At 47.9% G+C, this 17,260-nt stretch carries 11 protein-coding genes; 6 read left to right on the plus strand and 5 right to left on the minus strand.

All coding sequences use genetic code 11. The features are described 5' to 3' along the window. The first annotated feature begins 229 nt into the window (after nucleotides 1-229). Nucleotides 230-3,538, plus strand: a complete 3,309-nt coding sequence (locus tag NNX04_RS13280; RefSeq protein ID WP_261946072.1) for a TonB-dependent receptor — start codon at nucleotides 230-232, stop codon at nucleotides 3,536-3,538. 108 nt (nucleotides 3,539-3,646) lie between these two features. Here the strand turns inward: NNX04_RS13280 and NNX04_RS13285 are convergent, their stop codons facing one another. Then, entirely contained in the window at nucleotides 3,647-4,051 is a 405-nt protein-coding gene (locus tag NNX04_RS13285; protein ID WP_191966500.1) for a c-type cytochrome, read from the minus strand. A gap of 173 nt (nucleotides 4,052-4,224) precedes the next feature. On the opposite strand from NNX04_RS13285, the gene prsK reads away from it, so the two are divergent. The 5 genes from prsK to NNX04_RS13310 all read left to right on the plus strand — a co-directional run bounded on the left by prsK (nucleotide 4,225) and on the right by NNX04_RS13310 (nucleotide 11,187). Further along, the gene (gene prsK, locus NNX04_RS13290) at nucleotides 4,225-6,351 is read left to right on the plus strand and encodes an XrtA/PEP-CTERM system histidine kinase PrsK (RefSeq protein ID WP_007639511.1); all 2,127 of its coding nucleotides are present in this window, start codon (nucleotides 4,225-4,227) and stop codon (nucleotides 6,349-6,351) included. A gap of 9 nt (nucleotides 6,352-6,360) precedes the next feature. Next, nucleotides 6,361-7,758 (plus strand): PEP-CTERM-box response regulator transcription factor, encoded by a 1,398-nt coding sequence (gene prsR / locus NNX04_RS13295; RefSeq protein ID WP_261946073.1) that lies wholly within the window; start codon nucleotides 6,361-6,363, stop codon nucleotides 7,756-7,758. 240 nt (nucleotides 7,759-7,998) lie between these two features. Next, entirely contained in the window at nucleotides 7,999-9,192 is a 1,194-nt protein-coding gene (locus tag NNX04_RS13300; protein WP_261946074.1) for a fibronectin type III domain-containing protein, read from the plus strand. Nucleotides 9,193-9,267: 75 nt separating this feature from the next. Next, on the plus strand, nucleotides 9,268-10,308 hold the full coding sequence (locus NNX04_RS13305) for an acyltransferase family protein (protein WP_261946075.1): 1,041 nt from the start codon (nucleotides 9,268-9,270) through the stop codon (nucleotides 10,306-10,308). 186 nt (nucleotides 10,309-10,494) lie between these two features. Further along, on the plus strand, nucleotides 10,495-11,187 hold the full coding sequence (locus tag NNX04_RS13310) for a PEP-CTERM sorting domain-containing protein (protein WP_191966501.1): 693 nt from the start codon (nucleotides 10,495-10,497) through the stop codon (nucleotides 11,185-11,187). A 60-nt stretch (nucleotides 11,188-11,247) separates the two neighbouring features. Here NNX04_RS13310 and NNX04_RS13315 read toward each other — a convergent pair whose 3' ends face one another. The 4 genes from NNX04_RS13315 to asnB are packed head-to-tail and all read right to left on the minus strand — an operon-like array spanning nucleotide 11,248 to nucleotide 17,256. Then, the gene (locus NNX04_RS13315) at nucleotides 11,248-12,126 is read right to left on the minus strand and encodes a glycosyltransferase family 2 protein (protein WP_261946076.1); all 879 of its coding nucleotides are present in this window, start codon (nucleotides 12,124-12,126) and stop codon (nucleotides 11,248-11,250) included. A gap of 35 nt (nucleotides 12,127-12,161) precedes the next feature. Further along, nucleotides 12,162-13,169, minus strand: coding sequence for a hypothetical protein (locus NNX04_RS13320; protein ID WP_261946077.1), 1,008 nt, complete (start codon nucleotides 13,167-13,169; stop codon nucleotides 12,162-12,164). Next, on the minus strand, nucleotides 13,166-15,367 hold the full coding sequence (locus tag NNX04_RS13325; protein ID WP_261946078.1) for a GNAT family N-acetyltransferase: 2,202 nt from the start codon (nucleotides 15,365-15,367) through the stop codon (nucleotides 13,166-13,168). Before NNX04_RS13325 ends, NNX04_RS13320 begins: the two co-directional genes overlap by 4 nt. 2 nt (nucleotides 15,368-15,369) lie before the next feature. Beyond that, nucleotides 15,370-17,256 carry an asparagine synthase (glutamine-hydrolyzing) gene (gene asnB / locus NNX04_RS13330; RefSeq protein ID WP_410004057.1) on the minus strand — a complete coding sequence of 629 codons (1,887 nt, stop codon included), beginning with the start codon at nucleotides 17,254-17,256 and terminating at the stop codon, nucleotides 15,370-15,372. Nucleotides 17,257-17,260 lie beyond the last annotated feature (4 nt).

A 17,260-nucleotide genomic window follows, 5' to 3' on the forward strand; every position in this document is an offset into this window, starting at 1 on the left:
CCAGCCTCGCCCGGACAACAGCCCCCAATTTACACCCGCCGCAATAGCTCACCCCGCTACACCCGCCTTGGATTTTCAAAATAGTCACCAGTTTGCGCTGCCTGATCAAACTGGTGCGACGGCATCGCCAGATAAGCCGAGCATGGCGCCCATGTCCTCGTTCCATTGAGCGGCATCCATCGCAGTACTTAATTCAGAAGCACCTAATAATGAAAACGAGAGGTTAGCTATGCTCCCCCACAACCCTAAACAAGGTCATTACGCTTTCAACGCGGCTCCGGTCTTTCATCGCTCCCTGTTAACCCTGTGCATCATGGCGCTGACTGCCCCTGTGTTGGCCCAGACAGGCGACAACGGCAGCTTGGAAGAAGTAGTTGTCACCGGTGTGCGCGCCAATTTGCAAAACGCGCAAGATATCAAACGCAACGCCAACACCGTGGTGGATTCCATCTCCGCCGACGACATAGGCTCCTTACCCGACCGCAGTGTGCTCGAAGCCATGCAGCGCATCCCCGGTGTATCCATTGAGCGCTTTGCCTCAGCCAATGACCCGGACCATTTCAGCGTGGAAGGTTCAGCGGCGGTCATTCGCGGCATGAACGCCACCCGCTCGGAATTCAACGGCCGTGACTCCTTCACCGCCAACTCCGGGCGCGGGTTAAGTTTTCAGGATGTACCACCCGAATTGATGGGTGGAGTGGATATCTACAAAAACCAGACGGCTGACATGATCGAAGGCGGCATTGGCGGCACCGTCAGCCTGCGCACCCGCAAGCCGTTTGACTCCAATTCCCGGCAAATCGCCGTCTCTGCCGACTACTCCTATGGCGACATGGCAGAAGAATGGACACCCACCGTTTCCGCCCTCTACAGCGACCGCTGGGAAACGGCGGCGGGCGAATTTGGTGTGTTATTCAATGTTGCCGATTCATCACTCACCGGCATGTCCAACGGTATCCAGAGCGATGCCTATGTGAAATACGATGCAGCGGTATTGCCCGGCGCCGAGCGTTTTGTGGGTGAAGACGGCAAAGGTACCGTGTGGATGCCTAACGGCTCCAACGCCTTGATGAAAACTGACGAGCGCGATCGTCAGGGTTTCGCCACTGCCATTCAATGGGGCAACAACGACGACACACTGCTTGGTACTTTTCAATTTATGCGTTCGGACGCTCAACTGAACTGGACCGAATACGCCATCAAATACCAAGGTGGCTACTACGATGAAAGCGCCAAACAAGACATCCGCCGCACTCGCCCGCTTGAAGGAACCGAGTTCGAATTCGACAATGACGGTATTTTCCTCGGTGGCACTCTGGTGGATTCCGATGGCTGGCGCGCCGCTGACGGCAACACCAATCGCATCCCGCGCGCCTGGGGCGATGACCCGGTCAATATTCCGCAGTGGGGTCACTTCTTCTCCACCGATACCCGCTTTAAAAGCACGCGTACACTGGTGGACGATTATGCGTTCAATCTGAAATTCACTCCCAACGACAACTGGGAATATAGCCTCGACTTGCAATATATCGACGCCACTACTGAAGATGATGACGTCACGGTGATGATGGCGACTCACGCCATGCAGGATTACGACACCCGTGGCAGCACCCCATCGCTGACCCTGATCGAACCCTGGAACGGCTACCGCACCAACAACCCGGACATTTATGCCAGCGGCTTCCCAGGCTTCTCGGATGATCCAGCGGGCGACAGCAACTACTTCCAGGACCCAACCTCCTACCTCTGGCAATCGGCGATGGACCACTACGAGCGCTCCGAAGGTGACTCGCTGGCGAGCCGTATCGATATCAAACACACCCTCGATGACAGCTTCATCACCGCACTGAGCGGTGGTCTGCGCGTGGCCGAACGCGAGCAAACCGTGCGCTACAGCGTCTACAACTGGGGGGCACTCGGACCGCGCTGGCAATCAGATATCTACTGGGCCGATCTGGAAAAAGTCTCAGGTCAGGAATACACCCTGGTAGATTGGAGCGACTTCCACCGCGGTGGCGTAGTGACTATTCCCGGCAACGGCATGCTGCACGCATCGCCATCTCTGGTGAAGGATGTCATCAAAGGGCGCGAGCTGCTGGCTGATGCCGGTTCATTTGTGCCCGCCAATAAGCGCGCTGGCACCACCGACTACTTCACTCCGTCGGAAATCTTTGTCACCAAAGAAACCAACGAAGCAGCCTATGTGAAAGTGGATTTTGGTTCCGAGGATTACGCAATGCGTTTCAGCGGTAACCTCGGTCTGCGCTATGTGCGCCTGGAGCGCGATGCCCAAGGCTCGGTGCAATACCCGGATTTGGTACCGGATTTCGCCGCACCTGCAGATATGAGCCTACCGTTGACTTCTGCCTCAGTAGAGGCCTGGGCAACCCAAGCCAGCCAGGCACTTTATGACCAAGGTGGGTACGCCGACTTGGCCGCTGCACGCACTGCGCTGATGGCAATGGATTCATCGCGCTGGGCAAGCGATCCGAACAACTTCCTGAGCGATGACGAGCGCGGTTTTGCCAACAACGCCTTTAGCGTACAAAACGCCATCGCCGACTATTCCACTACCCTGCCCAGCTTCAACCTGAAAGTGGAGTTGACCGATGATTTGATCTCCCGCTTTGCGGTCGCCAAAGCCATCGCCCTGCCGGATATGGAAGCGGTAAAAAGTCAGGCGAACCTGAGCCAGATCGGCTTGAACATCGAGCAACCGGAGCAGGATCCTAACAACCCATCTGCCGGTGGCGGAATTTTAGGTGCAGAAGTGGCAGGCTGGCGCGGAAGCTCAGGCAATCCTGGCCTCAAGCCAATGGAATCTACCCAGTTTGACGCATCGCTTGAGTGGTATTTCGCCAATGTTGGCTCGCTCACCACTACCCTGTTCTATAAGGATCTGACCAACTTCTTTGTCTATGGCACCTTCGCGCGGGACTTCACCAACCCGGTGTCGGGCGTCACCCAAACCGTTGAGGTAGAGGGCACCCGCAATGGTGGCGATGGCACCATGCAGGGCTTTGAAATTGCTTATCAGCAGTTCTACGACATGTTGCCCGCCCCTTGGGACGGTCTAGGTTTGCAGATGAACTACACCTATATCGATGCCAGCGGTGTACCCAATGGTGGCGATGGTAGCGCCGATGGTTTTGCCGGCACGGCCACCGATACCGGTGCGCGCGTCGACTTCGATAAGGTGCCGCTGCAAGGCCAATCCAAAGACACCTTCAACATTGTCGCCATGTACGACAAAAATGACTGGTCGCTGCGGTTAGCCTACAACTGGCGCTCCAAGTATCTGCTGACCACCCGCGATGTAATCAGTAAGTATCCGTTGTGGAACGACGATTCAGGTTTCCTCGACGGCTCGGCGTTTTACAACATCAATGACAATGTGACCGTTGGCCTGCAGTTGACCAACATCGCCAATACCCAGACCAAAACCATCATGATTCTCGATGGCCAGGGCGCGGAAGCGGGTCGTTCATGGTTTGTAAATGACCGTCGTGCGGCGTTGATTCTCAAAGCCAATTTCTAACCCGCAATCCGGTTGCCCCTGACAGGGCAACCCAAACAGGGTGTTAAAAAACAAAACCCCCGCCATGGCAACCATGGCGGGGGTTTTTCGTTCTAGCGAAGCGACAGCTTACTTGCTGTTTTCAACCATGTAATCCACGGCGCCTTTGATTTCATCATCAGAACAGGCAGCACACATACCCTTGGCAGGCATAGCATTAAAACCACCAATCGCATGGGTGTAGAGGGTTTCCAAACCCTTGCCCGCCCGCGCAGTCCAATCGGCAGCATCACCCAATTTAGGCGCGCCCATTACCCCGGCACCATGGCAGGTAGTGCAGAAGCTGCCGTATACGTCTTTACCTGACTTGGGGCCAGCAGCGGCTGCCGGCGCTGGTGCTGCGGCGCAATCATCGCCTGACATACAGCTGGTACCCACCGGAGCAATACGCGCCTTGATGTCATCTTCACTGTTGGCAACAGCAGACGCCGCCACCAAACCTGCAACAAACAGAATTCCGAACAATTTTTTCATCTGGATCACGGCGTTTTCCTCGTTGGTATAAAGGCCGCTGAAGTTGCTTCAGCAAGGCCCAAGTAAAATCTGCCCCCGCGCATGGGGCTGGTTAAGCGTCGGCGCGCATTATAGCGGCAAATACCCACACAGGCGATGCCAGTATTCGCCCCGGTACCCGGATGCCCAGGGCAATGATTTTATCTACCAATCGCAGCTGTTATGCTTATCGCCAGGATTTATACCTACTACTTATTACCTACTTCGGGATTTCGCCCACAATGGAATATAACAGCGTCACCTTTGTCGCCTACTTTAGTGCGGCGGTGGTAGCCTCCCTACTCACCGGGACCTATCTCTTCCAGTTGCTGCGCGGGCAGAAAACCTGGGTTTTCCTCTGGGCGGCAGCGCTGCACACCATCCATTTGGGCGTGATCGCCCTGTCCTTTTCCGGTTACGAGATCCCGCTCTACCTGCTGATTATTTTTGAATACCTGCACTTTAATGCCTGGGTGTTCTGTATCTGGCTCAGCCTGCGACACAACAGCCATCGCCGCCAACTACCCGCCAGTCTGCAGCTGCTGTTCAGCGGCGGCTGGCCGATTACCGCGCTGGCGATCGCGATGTTGTTTATGCCCAATATGAACCAGGCCGGATTATCCATCTGGTTTGCCTTGGGGCTGGCGGTGATTGCGCTGGTAAGCGTTGAGCAGCTCTACCGCTTTGCGGCCGAAAATGATCGCCAGATCAAACTGTTGTGCATGAACCTCGCCGCTATTTTCCTCTACGATATTTACCTGTTTACCCATGCGCTGATTTTCAAGGGGCTCGATCCCATGCTCTGGCAGTCGCGCGCTGCGGTTTCCATCGCCACCTGCTTATTTATGGCACTGGGCGGAATTTTGCTGCTCCAGCGCACTGACCGCCCTGCCAACTTTAATTTATCGCGTCCGATTGCCTTCTATACCACCTCATTAGTGGGTGTGGGCATTTTGATCACCGTGTTGTCGCTCGGTGGTTACTATGTCCGTTTATACGGCGGCAACTGGGGAACGGTTTTCTACAGCTTGTTATTAGTGGGCGCCGTACTACTGATTGCCACGGTGTTTATTTCCAGCCGTATTCGCATGAAATTGTCGGTGCTGATTAATAAACACCTGTTCCGCTATAAATACGACTATCGCAACGAATGGTTGCGTTTAATTAACTATCTCGCCCAACCCGCCGAAGCCAGTGAAGTCAACCAGCGCGCCTTTTATGCCGTCGCCTCCACGACCAAAGCACCCGGTGGCGCTATCTGGCTGCAGAAACAGGGCTTTTACGAGCCCGTCTATCGCACCAACCTGCCCAATTACGTGACGCTGCAAGAAGAACCGGTCGACAGCCCGTTTTGCCGCGCATTTATCGACGCCGAATGGGTGTTTATCCCCGACAGTGGCGACAACAAAGCCCTCAGCCAACACAATGAGTTACTGCCGCACTGGGCACACAATATTCCCGATCTCTGGCTACTATTCCCGCTAATTGTGGGCGAAGAGCTGGTGGGCTTTATGGCACTTACCAAACCGGCGGGCGATCAAACCCTGACCTGGGAAGATCTGGATCTGCTCAAAACCATGGGGCGTCAAATCGGCAGCTATCTGAAACGACATCAGCAGGCGGAGCAGTTGGTGGAAGGGCGCCAGTTTGATACCTACAACAAACTCGTAGCCTTTATTATTCACGACCTGAACAACCTTATCGCCCAGCAGGCACTTGTGGTGCGCAACGCCGAAAAACACAAAGGCAATCCGGCGTTTTTTGAAGATGCCATCAAAACCATCAGCAACTCCGTCGACCGCATGAACAACCTGCTCAAAAAACTGCGCCGCGACGAGTCGGATCTGGTCAAACGGCTATCGATTCTGGAAGTCGTAAACCAAGCGGTTAGTGAATGCCAGCGCGCCAAACTCACCGCCGATATTGAACCCACCACCCGCACCCTCAATGCTGACCAGGTGCGGTTAGTGATGACTATCACCAACTTCATCAAAAACGCGCTCGAGGCCACGCCAGACGATGGCCGGGTTCATGTTACACTGCGCGTCAATAACGACTGGGCCACAGTTATCATCGAAGACAACGGCTCAGGTATGGATTGGGATTTTATCCACAACCGCTTATTCAAACCCTTTGAAACCACTAAATCCGGTAAAGGTATGGGAATCGGGGTTTACCTGTCGCGGGAATACATCAGCGAACTGAGCGGCACCCTCAACGTCGCCAGTGAGCCAGGCGAAGGCACCACCATCACCATCACACTCCCACTGAACAAGGATTAACGGGGCCGCATGAGTAAAACAACTGCATCCAAACCTATTCTGCTAATCGTAGAAGACGACGCGGGCTTGCAAAGCCAATTGCGCTGGCACTTTGATCAGTACGAAACCGTGGTTGCCGACAACCGCCAGGACGCTATTGCCGCCATGCGTCTGCATGAAGCGTCGGTAGTGATTCAGGATCTCGGCTTACCCCCGGACGAAGACGGTGTCGATGAAGGCTTCAAGTGCATTCAGGACATACTCCGCCTTTCCCCCAACACTAAAATTATCGTAATGACGGGGAAAACCGACCGCGATAACGCCCTGCGCGCCGTTGCCATGGGCGCCTACGACTTCTACCAAAAGCCGGTCGACCCCAACACCCTGGATTTGATTGTGCAGCGCGCCTTCCACATTTTTGAGTTGGAGGACTACAACCGCCGTCTGAATCTGTCGCAACAGGAACCATTGGAAGGGCTAATCACTAACGACCCCCAACTACTCAAGATTTGCCGCCAACTGGAAAAAATATCGCCCACCACCGTTACTTGCACCCTGCTGGGTGAAAGTGGCACAGGCAAAGAAGTTTTGGCGCGCGCTATTCACCAACTCAGCCCGCGCAAGACCAAGCGATTTGTAGCTATTAACTGCGCGGCAGTGCCGGAAAATCTAATCGAAAGCGAACTCTTTGGCTATGAAAAAGGCGCTTTCACCGGCGCGAATAAAACTACGTTAGGCAAAGTGGAAACCGCTAATGAGGGCACTCTGTTTCTGGATGAAATCGGTGATATGCCACTCAACCTGCAAGCCAAACTGCTGCGTTTTTTACAGGAGCGCGTGATCGAGCGGGTTGGCGGGCGCAGTGAGATCCCGGTGGATGTGCGTGTGATCTGCGCTACCAACAAAGATCTCGAAGCCATGGTTAAAGCGGGCAGCTTCCGCGAGGATTTGTTCTATCGCATCTGTGAAATGACCGTAAATATCCCCCCCTTACGTAACCGCTTGGGGGACAAAGTACTACTCGCGCGCCACTTCAAACTCAAGTTCGCGAAGGAGCACGGCCAGAACGTCACTGGGTTCACTCCCGATGCCATTGCCGCCATCGAAAACTACAACTGGCCGGGCAATATCCGCGAAATGGAAAATAAAATAAAACGCGCTGTGATCATGGCGGATGGCAAATATGTGACGCGCGAAGATTTAGGTTTGGCTGAGGCAGGAGAACTCTCACTCAACTTGCGCCATGTCCGCCAGGAAGCCGAGCGCGGGGCGATTCTGCGCGCCCTGAGCATGACCGATAACAACATCTCTGCCGCTGCCAAATTGCTGGGAATCACCCGCCCTACTTTCTACGACCTGATTAAGAAATACGACATGAATGTGGTGGCAGCAGTACACCTTGATGACACAGACCCGAGCAGCGAATAGGCTTGCCCCAAGCACCGATATAATCAAAAGATATATAAATTACCGTTATACACAGAACCAATTATCTCAATATGGATCGACCATTTCGCTTTATGAAAAAAAACTCCCCATCAAGGTCATGGCACCCCCGCGATCCTGCTAAATGTGACACCTCGCCGTAAAGCCGCGCGATACAAGCCTTTACCCGCTGCATCCAATGGATGATTCCACTAAGCACACACGCTTTTTCAGGTAGTTAGAATGATTTTTAGCTTCAAGAAATATTGTACTTTTGAGTTTGCTATCACCGGCTTACTAACAATCATCCTAACCGGTTGCGGCGGAGGTGGCTCCGAGGGTAGTAATACACAGGGAAACAGCAATAGCAGCATCCCGACAGCTCTACCCAGCTCTACCCCAGTGGTAGTGGCTTCCTCTGTGCCGATAAGTAGTTCAGCACCTTCAAGCAGTAGTTTGGCGATAAGCGTAACAACCAGCAGCAGCGCACCAAGCAGCACCCCGATACAGGCTACCAAGTCGTCATCACCCACCCAATCAAGTTATGCCCGCTCCTCGCGTGCAAGTAGTTCCTTGGCCGACATGGATGACGATGTTATCTACCCGGAAGAGCCGGAAGAATTCTTTGACTTACCGCCAACTGCACCGCGCAACGTAAAACTCGAGGTTATTTCATCAAATACTGCAATTATTAGCTGGAGCCCAGCAACCGACGATGTTGCACTGTCACGCTATGAAATACGCCGCGATGGTGTTGCCATAGGGACCAGTGTCGCTTCAAATCTTGAATATGAAGATGGTGGGCTAAACCACAACACCTATTACACCTATACGGTGCGTGCCATCGATACTTCCGGCAACAGATCAAACTTTTCTACTGCTCTAATCGTCAAAACCACCTCAATTAACACCCACAACACTTCAAGTAATAGCTCAACCACAACAAGCTCAGTCAGCTCGATCAACAATACAAGTAGCAGCGTGTCAGAAACAAGCTCAACTAACAGCACAAGCAATAGCTCGGTTGCTCTAAGTTCAAGCGAAGCAACAAGTAGCAGCACGGCGTCGATAAGTGCAAGTAGCGAAGCTAATGCAAGCAACTCAAGTACGAGTGCAGTGACTAGCAGCAGCGCAACCGCAGTAAGCTCAAGTAGCGAAGCGAATGCGAGCAGCTCAAGCAGCGATAATTTAGTTAGCGTAGAGTGGATTACACCATCACAACGCGAAAATGGTGACTATCTGGAATTGGATGAAATCGGTGGATACGAATTACGTTATAAGCCGATTAATAGCAGCGTATATATTCGTGAGATCATTACTGATAAATATGCAACAAGCTATGAAACCACCAATGCATCAACAGACGGTCTATTTCAAATCGCTGCATTTGATACCAACGGACTCTATAGTCGCTTCATCACCTTATCGCCGCGATAGTACGACTGCAAAATTAGCTATCTTCTATAAACATAATAGATAATCAGCGCCCGAAATCTCTCTTAAGGAAGTCACATGAGGTTACAGGCGCTCGATTTACTCCGATTTATTGCCGCACTGGCAGTAGTGCTCTATCACTACACAGCACAACCAAACCCTACATTCCCTCAAATAGCCCAATTCACGCAATTTGGTTATTTGGGTGTGCCACTGTTTTTCATGATAAGCGGCTTTGTAATTGCAGCATCAGCAGAGCGTCGCTCACCCCTGATATTCATGATTTCGCGCGCCGCACGACTGTATCCCGCTTTTTGGATAGGCGTATTATTTACCACGACGATAATGTTCGCGCTGGGAGCATCGACACCAAGTACTACAGATATTCTTCTTAACTTGACCATGCTCAATGATTACGTAGGCGTTAACAATATCGATGGCGTCTATTGGACGCTGCAAGTAGAACTTAAATTCTACGGCTGCATATTTTTATTGATGATATTTAGGTTATTTACCCGCTATTCGTTGTGGTTACCGATTTGGCTGGCTATCACCTTAAGCTATTTGCTATTCGGCCAACCATCCAAAATGGGTTGGGTTATTAACCCAGGTTATTCCTGTTACTTCATCTCGGGTATCTGTCTGTATCTGCTCTGGAATCAGAAGCACACCCCGGCTACCAATGCTACATTGATCATTTCAAGCTTACTCTGCAGCTACCAAAGCTATCATCAAGCAGCGGGGTTCATGCACTCCAGCGAACCTTATGAGTGGGTAATCGCCGCGATTATTGCCGGGATTTTTCATGGTTTTTTTCTATTGATCGCCCTAAGCAAATTTACATTGTCATCACTTAATATCTACACCATTCTAGGCGGGCTAACTTACCCCCTCTACTTACTCCACAATCACGCCGGAAAATTATTAATTGATTGGCTGAAACCTCAACTCAACGAGCCAGTAGCAATCCTTGTCACTACCGCAATTATGCTCATTCTGTCGTACCTGATTTATCGATTTATAGAACCCAAGGGCGCCAAGTGGGTTAAAAGACGCCTCGAACAGCTTTTTGCTATTACTCGCGACACCCCATCAAAAGCTCTAGACAGAAATGCCTAACCTGCATCAATCAACCTGTAAACCAGTCGAAAAAATTTACATCAGCTGTCGTCATAAAACGCATATTTATGTATATATGTTTGATTTTATTGAATTTAATAGTGTAGGCACGATTTCTGCTTTATCCGCATGCAGCTTAGGCTACTTTAAAATCACTCATTGGTAACACATTAAAGGATGACCCTCATGAAACTTATTAAATTTGCAGCGGCAGCGCTTTTAGCTCTGAGCTCATTGAGCGCGAGCGCAAGCTTGATTTCAGTTGTTGATAGCGGTAGCAGTGCATATGCTCCTGATATCGATGCATACACCAACAACAACTTCACTACCCCAGGTTATGTCACACCAGATACCTACACTATCGCTGGTAGCCTTAAAGCTAACGCCAAATTGGCAGTGACCTACTACTACTTGGGTCAAGAGTCTAGCTGGAACAATGTTTTCTCTGTTCCTGGAGACGCTGAAGCACCATTGAAGCTGTCTAATAAAGGCACTATTACTACTTATGTAGAAAAAGATGCTCTGTTCGACTTCCTTTTCACCACTTATGTACCACCAACTTCTGTGCTGCCTGCTCATAACTTGAGCGTAAGCAATGCTCAAGGGGCCACTCTCGGTACCAACAACAGAGTGTATTCTTTTGCAGTTGCTCTAAACGCCATGTTTACCGGTCAGGGGCCTAATGCTAAGGCAGCTCATGCTGGCAGCTATGACGCAATTCTGTTCCTTGATGATACAGGGCCCTATGTTGGTGATGACGACAACCACGATGACCTGTTGATTGGTGTTCGTGTCACAGCAGTTCCAGAACCAACTACTCTGCTCTTGATGAGCATGGGCTTGCTTGGTTTGTTTGGTGCACGCCGCCTGAAAGCTTAATTAGCCTTCAAAGCATAAAAAAACCCAGCGTTAAGCTGGGTTTTTTTATGGGTATAATGTTTACGACACCACTATTTTCGCAAAAGATCGCCACACCCCCGATGAAAAAGGACTAATACCTAACGCTATGCGAATAGCTTTATAGGCCTCTTTTTTATCGCTAGCTGCATAATGGCGAGCCTTGCGAGTATAAAATGCGGTCAACCCTGCTTTTTTCTCTTGCTCGCTAACCGCATCAGGATAAGCAGCAAGAAAATCCAGAATAATTTTTTCGTTGGTTTCAAAGCGTAGCTTTTTGTTGCTGGAAATCTGATTCTCCATTACACGGTAATAAGCCAAAAACTCAGGAATATATTGAAAGCGATAACGCGAAGAAAATTTAAGCCACAAATCATAGTCATCCGCTACACGACGCTTACCGCTCATTCCCCCCATTTCATTGAAACACTTACGGCGAGTCATGGTGGTATTCATGCTGACAAAGTTATCTTTTAACAAAAGTGCAGCTATGTTCCCGGAATAACGGCGCATATTGTTACGATGTAACTCATTGCCTTGCTCATCGATAGTAATGCAATCCCCATAAACAATATCCGCCTCAGGATGTTGCTCAAACGCCTTGAGAGACTTTTCAAGCTTATCGTGTGGCCAATAATTATCTGAATCAAGGAAACAAATAAAATCACCCTTGGCAATAGACAACGCATAATTACGCGCAACACTTTGACGCTGGTTTTCCTGATACAAATATTTAACCCGCGGGTCTTTGTCAGCATACGCGTTAATTAACTCACGACTGTTATCGGTAGAGCCATCATCTACAATAATTAACTCAAATTCTTTATAGCTTTGTGCAAGAACACTCTCTATCGCGGCAGGAAGGAATGCCTCCCGATTATAGGTTGGAGTAATGATCGAAATGAGCATAGTTTTATCCATAAATAAGCGGCCTTTACCAACTAAAGTGAGCGAAACTATAGTTTTTTAATTGCTATTGCCAGATTGTTATAAAAATCTTGTTTCAAGGCCGTGGGCCTTAGCTGGGCATTCCCCGTGAGCTGTTGGATTTTTTCAGAGCTCAACTGCAGCGCACAGTCTACTGCTGACTCAAGTGCAGAAACTTCTACAGAAAATCGAGGGGAAAACCATTTCTGCCCGGAATAACTAGCACCTATTAACAACGCACACTCTGAATTTGCTATTTCGTTCATAGGCGGGGCATCTGTTACCAAGACTACCGAGCCGTATCCCATAGCTTCAACAATCGAGTGGCCGAACCCTTCAGTCTCTGTTGCATAAATATGAAACAAGGCAGAGCTTGCACAAGCGGTATATTCTTCAGCGCTAGAAAAAATATCAATATACTCCACATTTTGCGGGGGATTTTCTGGTCGGCATGAAACATCTATTACCAATTTTAATATTGGCCACTCTGGGTGAAGCCGCCAAACCTCTACTAGCTTATCTGCACCACGAAAACGACTTAACCCTACCCGAGAGAAAAAGTAATTGGCAGATTTTTCAACCCAGCAGTGCGAATCAACATTAGAGCAAAAACCTATGCGATCCACTTTTGATTTAAATTCCGAGAAAATATCTTTTGCGAACCAGGTTTTAGTCCAGACGTGATCAATACAATCCAACAAAGAAAAATATCGGGGGTTGAACCATTCCTGATTAGGTATCAATATCTGCTTTCGATGAGAAAATAACTTCCAATAGAATATTTTTTCCAGATGGATAGAAACAATATCCGGCTTTCCCAACAATAACCGCTGTAGTTTTCTATAAAAAAATAAAACCCCGCAACGCATTAATATTGTCACCAGAGTTTCAAAAAACCTTCCGGTAAAAGTCTTATTAAGCAAAGGCACTTCATTAACGATTACCTCATGTCCCAACAACAGCAAGGCATCTTCTAATATTTTTGCATCCTTCGCTAACCCTAACCCAGCGCGAGAATAGTAAATGTAAAAATTCATATACCTCCCCTTTGCGAGCGACTAACAAGATTCATTATTTTTTTGGTATAAAACTTCAACCAAAGGCGACTACAATATACAGCACCTACCAACGGCGAGGAAAAGTATTGCAAAGTATAGAATTGGGTCAAATCGCCCCGATAATGCTTTTTATAATCTTCGGCGCGCCCGAAACCAGCAAGAAAGTCAAAATAGTTCACTTCGGAAGATTTGAATGCATATTCTAAAAGCCAACCCATATGCAACGTACCGAGAGAGATTTTTTTATCAAAATCTTCCAGATACCCAGATTGAATATTATAAATGACATCATCTATCTGAATATTATACGACGCAGAAACAATCAAACCATCAACCACCAAATAAGATAATAAAGCATTAACACCAAGAGCACTTTGCAATAGTTGCTTATGAAACTCTACTGCACGTTGTTCAAAACAAGGCTTGCCCCAACGCAACAGATGGAAAGAATTTAAATGATTGAAAAATTCATCCAGTTTCTTTTCCTCAAGAGAAATCAATACAAATTCTACATGTGCATAATGTTCCTCAAGATAACTTCGGCGATTAAATGCCTTAAGGCGAGTCATTCGTCCTAATGATGCGATGTAATGATCAAAGTCTCCTGATACAGGAGTTCTATAACCAAAATCTTTTTTATGCTGCCAATAACTTAACTCTGGCATTTGATTTATTGGCGTATCAGAAAATATATAACTAGTATTACAAGACCGGGATAGAATATATGCCTGCAAACTTTTATATAATTTTTTTTCTTTTTCACGATCAAAAATAGGAGAGATATACTCTGATCGGACAGTAGGAAAAATGCCCCAGGCATTTCCAATAAACTGATAATTCTCCATAAGAACCCTTTTATATTTATAAAAAGGCAATATTCCAATCAGGCGATCTTTTTCGAAGACAAGAAAAATACTCAGATCTAATTTTAAGTAACTACCCCATTGCCGCCACCAACTCACCATCCACTGCCAACTCATGAACAGTGAATTAGCATCCGCCCTGTCCATTAATTCACGCCAAGCAGCCTCCATAGCATAAAACTCTTGCTCGGTGATCTGCCGATAAACCAACGCATTAGGAGAATAATAAATCGGTTTTCCAGGGAGATTCACAGCAGGGAGAGCCGCAGAATTTTCCGTAAATACATTATCTACAACTGTAGGAAAAACAAACTGCTCCTTGGCAACGCGCAAAAAGTCACCGTCAGAATCACCAGCAACTAGTCCCCAATTGCCCTTCACATGATCAGATAGTGTGGCAAAACGTGAACCGTAACTTTTTTTAACGAATCCATTCGCAATCAACCCAGGGCGTAGCGCAGAAATAGAAGTATTCCAGTGAATTGCAAAGACTGATGCATAACATCGCAACCAAAATGAACATGCTACCGAAACTACCTCGGATTTTTTTGAACCAACAAAATCGACCACTTCCAGGCTGTTACCTGGTGTAATACGAAAAATGATAAGGGCTTGTGCACCTTTATTGGCAGAACCGACATGTAAAAAGCGATACACATTAAATGGACAATCAACATAACGCCACTTTAAATATTCGTAATTTCGTAAAATCTCTACATCGTTTGAATGCTCTCGATGTAATTTCCACAAATGCTGGATAACTGCTTTTTGCGGCAGCTGGCTTAGTTCTTCAACAAGATATTTTCTATATAAGTTTCTTGCAGTAAGAGACAAGTATGACCGACAAATTTTTGACCAACTGAACAACATAATTTGTTTTAATGTTCTGGGATGATTCAATAAATCCCAAACATCAAGACGCGCAGGAGAATGCCATCCTTTTTTCAACAATAATGGAAACGCACTGTCGCTAATACCCAACGACATGATTGGCATTTTGAATGCATTTGCCATTTCGTCTTTTATAGATTGCCCTAATCCCTTACCACGGTATGCAGGCGCAACAATAAAATCACAGCTCCATATAGCATCCACAGCCTGATTGGACTCTGTGACGAGTTTTATGGGCATAGTCGCATTAAAACCAACTATACGATCATCATCCCGCGCAACAATACATTGTACATCTCGACCAAACCGCGGACAAAACTGCCATTCCCATAAGGATTTTTTATATTTATCCGCCGCATACAAACCAGCAACTTCAGTTAGCAGCGCAGCAGTAATAATTTCCGTGGAAACAGTGATTGTCATAATTACATATATTTCCTGTGCCAGGATTGGAACATCAGCACTGACCATAAATGGAAGGAGTAATCATGACTGGTAGTCAGATGTGCCTGCCATTTCTGACGAATCAAGTCGCTATTAAATACATTGCTATCAGCAAGCGACTTTTCAGATAACAAATCCTCTGCCCATTCACGTAATTCATTTTTTAACCAATGCCCCACCGGAACCGCAAAACCTTGTTTTGGCCGATCAACCAATTCGCGCGGAACATACTGATACAAAATATTACGTAAGGGTTGTTTGGTAACTCCGTTGACTACATTAATCGCTGTTGGCACAGTTAAAGAGAGTTCTACCAATCGATGATCCAATAAAGGCACACGAGTTTCCAAACTGTTCGCCATAGCAGCACGGTCTACTTTTACAAGAATGTCATCCGGCAGATAAGAATTAATATCGCACCATTGAAAAGTTGAAGTTGAGTCTTCACGCAGTGGCATATCATCCAATGCATAGTGTAGACGTTCAGCAGATTTCAATTCTGTTTCGGGGTTGAGCCAATAACCAACCTGATTCTGATAATAATGACGGGCATCAACTGCATTAAAACCCAGGTTATAACGCTGCACTTTTTCCAACACCAGTGCTGGCGATAACTCCCGTTGATTGGACTTAAGTAAACGGGTTAATCGAGCAATGACAGGAGCGGGCAAACCATTCATTATTCTATTTGCCAGGCCCGCTTTTCGGGAGGCAAAATTGCGCGCATAACTCGCATAGCGACTATAGCCAGCAAAGAGCTCATCGCCACCATCTCCCGATAAGGCGACAGTCACTTGTCGGCGTGTCATCTGGCTTACGATATAAGTAGGAATTTGTGACGAATCAGCAAAAGGCTCATCATAAATATCCGGCAACAGGCTAATAATATTAAGTGCATCCTTAGGCTCAACATAAAACTCGTTATGTTCAGTGCCTAAATGCCTGGCTACTGCTTTTGCATGTTCGGCTTCATTAAAACCGGGGACATTGAAACCAACCGAGAAGGTTTTTACTGGTCTTGACGACTGCCTTTGCATTAAGGACACAATCGTCGACGAATCTATACCTCCCGATAAAAATGCTCCCAAGGGAGCGTCAGAAATCATTTGATCTGCAATTATCTCGCTCAATAACGGCTCAAGTTGTTGATGCAGTGCTTGCGCATCGAGGCTTTTATTCCACTCAAGCGAAGGTGCCCAGTATCTTACTTTTACAGGTGCCGCACTTATATCCGCTAAATTAAAACGTAAATAATGTGCTGGCTCCAATTTGAACGTCTTTTTAAAAATACTCCAGGGTGCAGGAATATAATTGTGTCGCATCAACAAACCCACTGCACCCGGTTCAATTTCTTTTTTAAAGAAAGGGCATAACATTAAGGGTTTAAGCTCGGATGCAAAAAGTAGATTACCGTCTGCATGGTAGTAATACAGGGGCTTTTCACCCATCCGATCACGGATTAGCCATAATTCTTTTTGGTGATGATCAACCAAGGCTATTGAAAACATCCCAACAAAATCATTGAGGGCAGGTTCAATTCCCCAAGCCTCAAATGCTGCCAGAATAACTTCAGTATCCGACCCACCTTTAAACTGGAATCCCGCCGCAATTAAACGCGTTTTGAGTTGTTTAAAATTGTATATTTCACCATTAAAAGCAATCGTAAAGCGGCCTGATACCGAATGCATGGGTTGTGCACCCAGTGGCGATAAATCCTGTATGGCAAGACGCTGATGCACCAGGCCCACACCGATTTTTTCATCCAGCCAAATTCCTTGATCATCAGGCCCACGCAATCGAATACTATTTCCCATAGCCTGGAGCAACTCTGGCGCCAGCAAGTTTATCGATGCTGAATTTAAAACCATTCCG

Origin of the sequence: Cellvibrio sp. QJXJ (assembly GCF_024452345.1) — a bacterium.
Taxonomy (GTDB): domain Bacteria; phylum Pseudomonadota; class Gammaproteobacteria; order Pseudomonadales; family Cellvibrionaceae; genus Cellvibrio.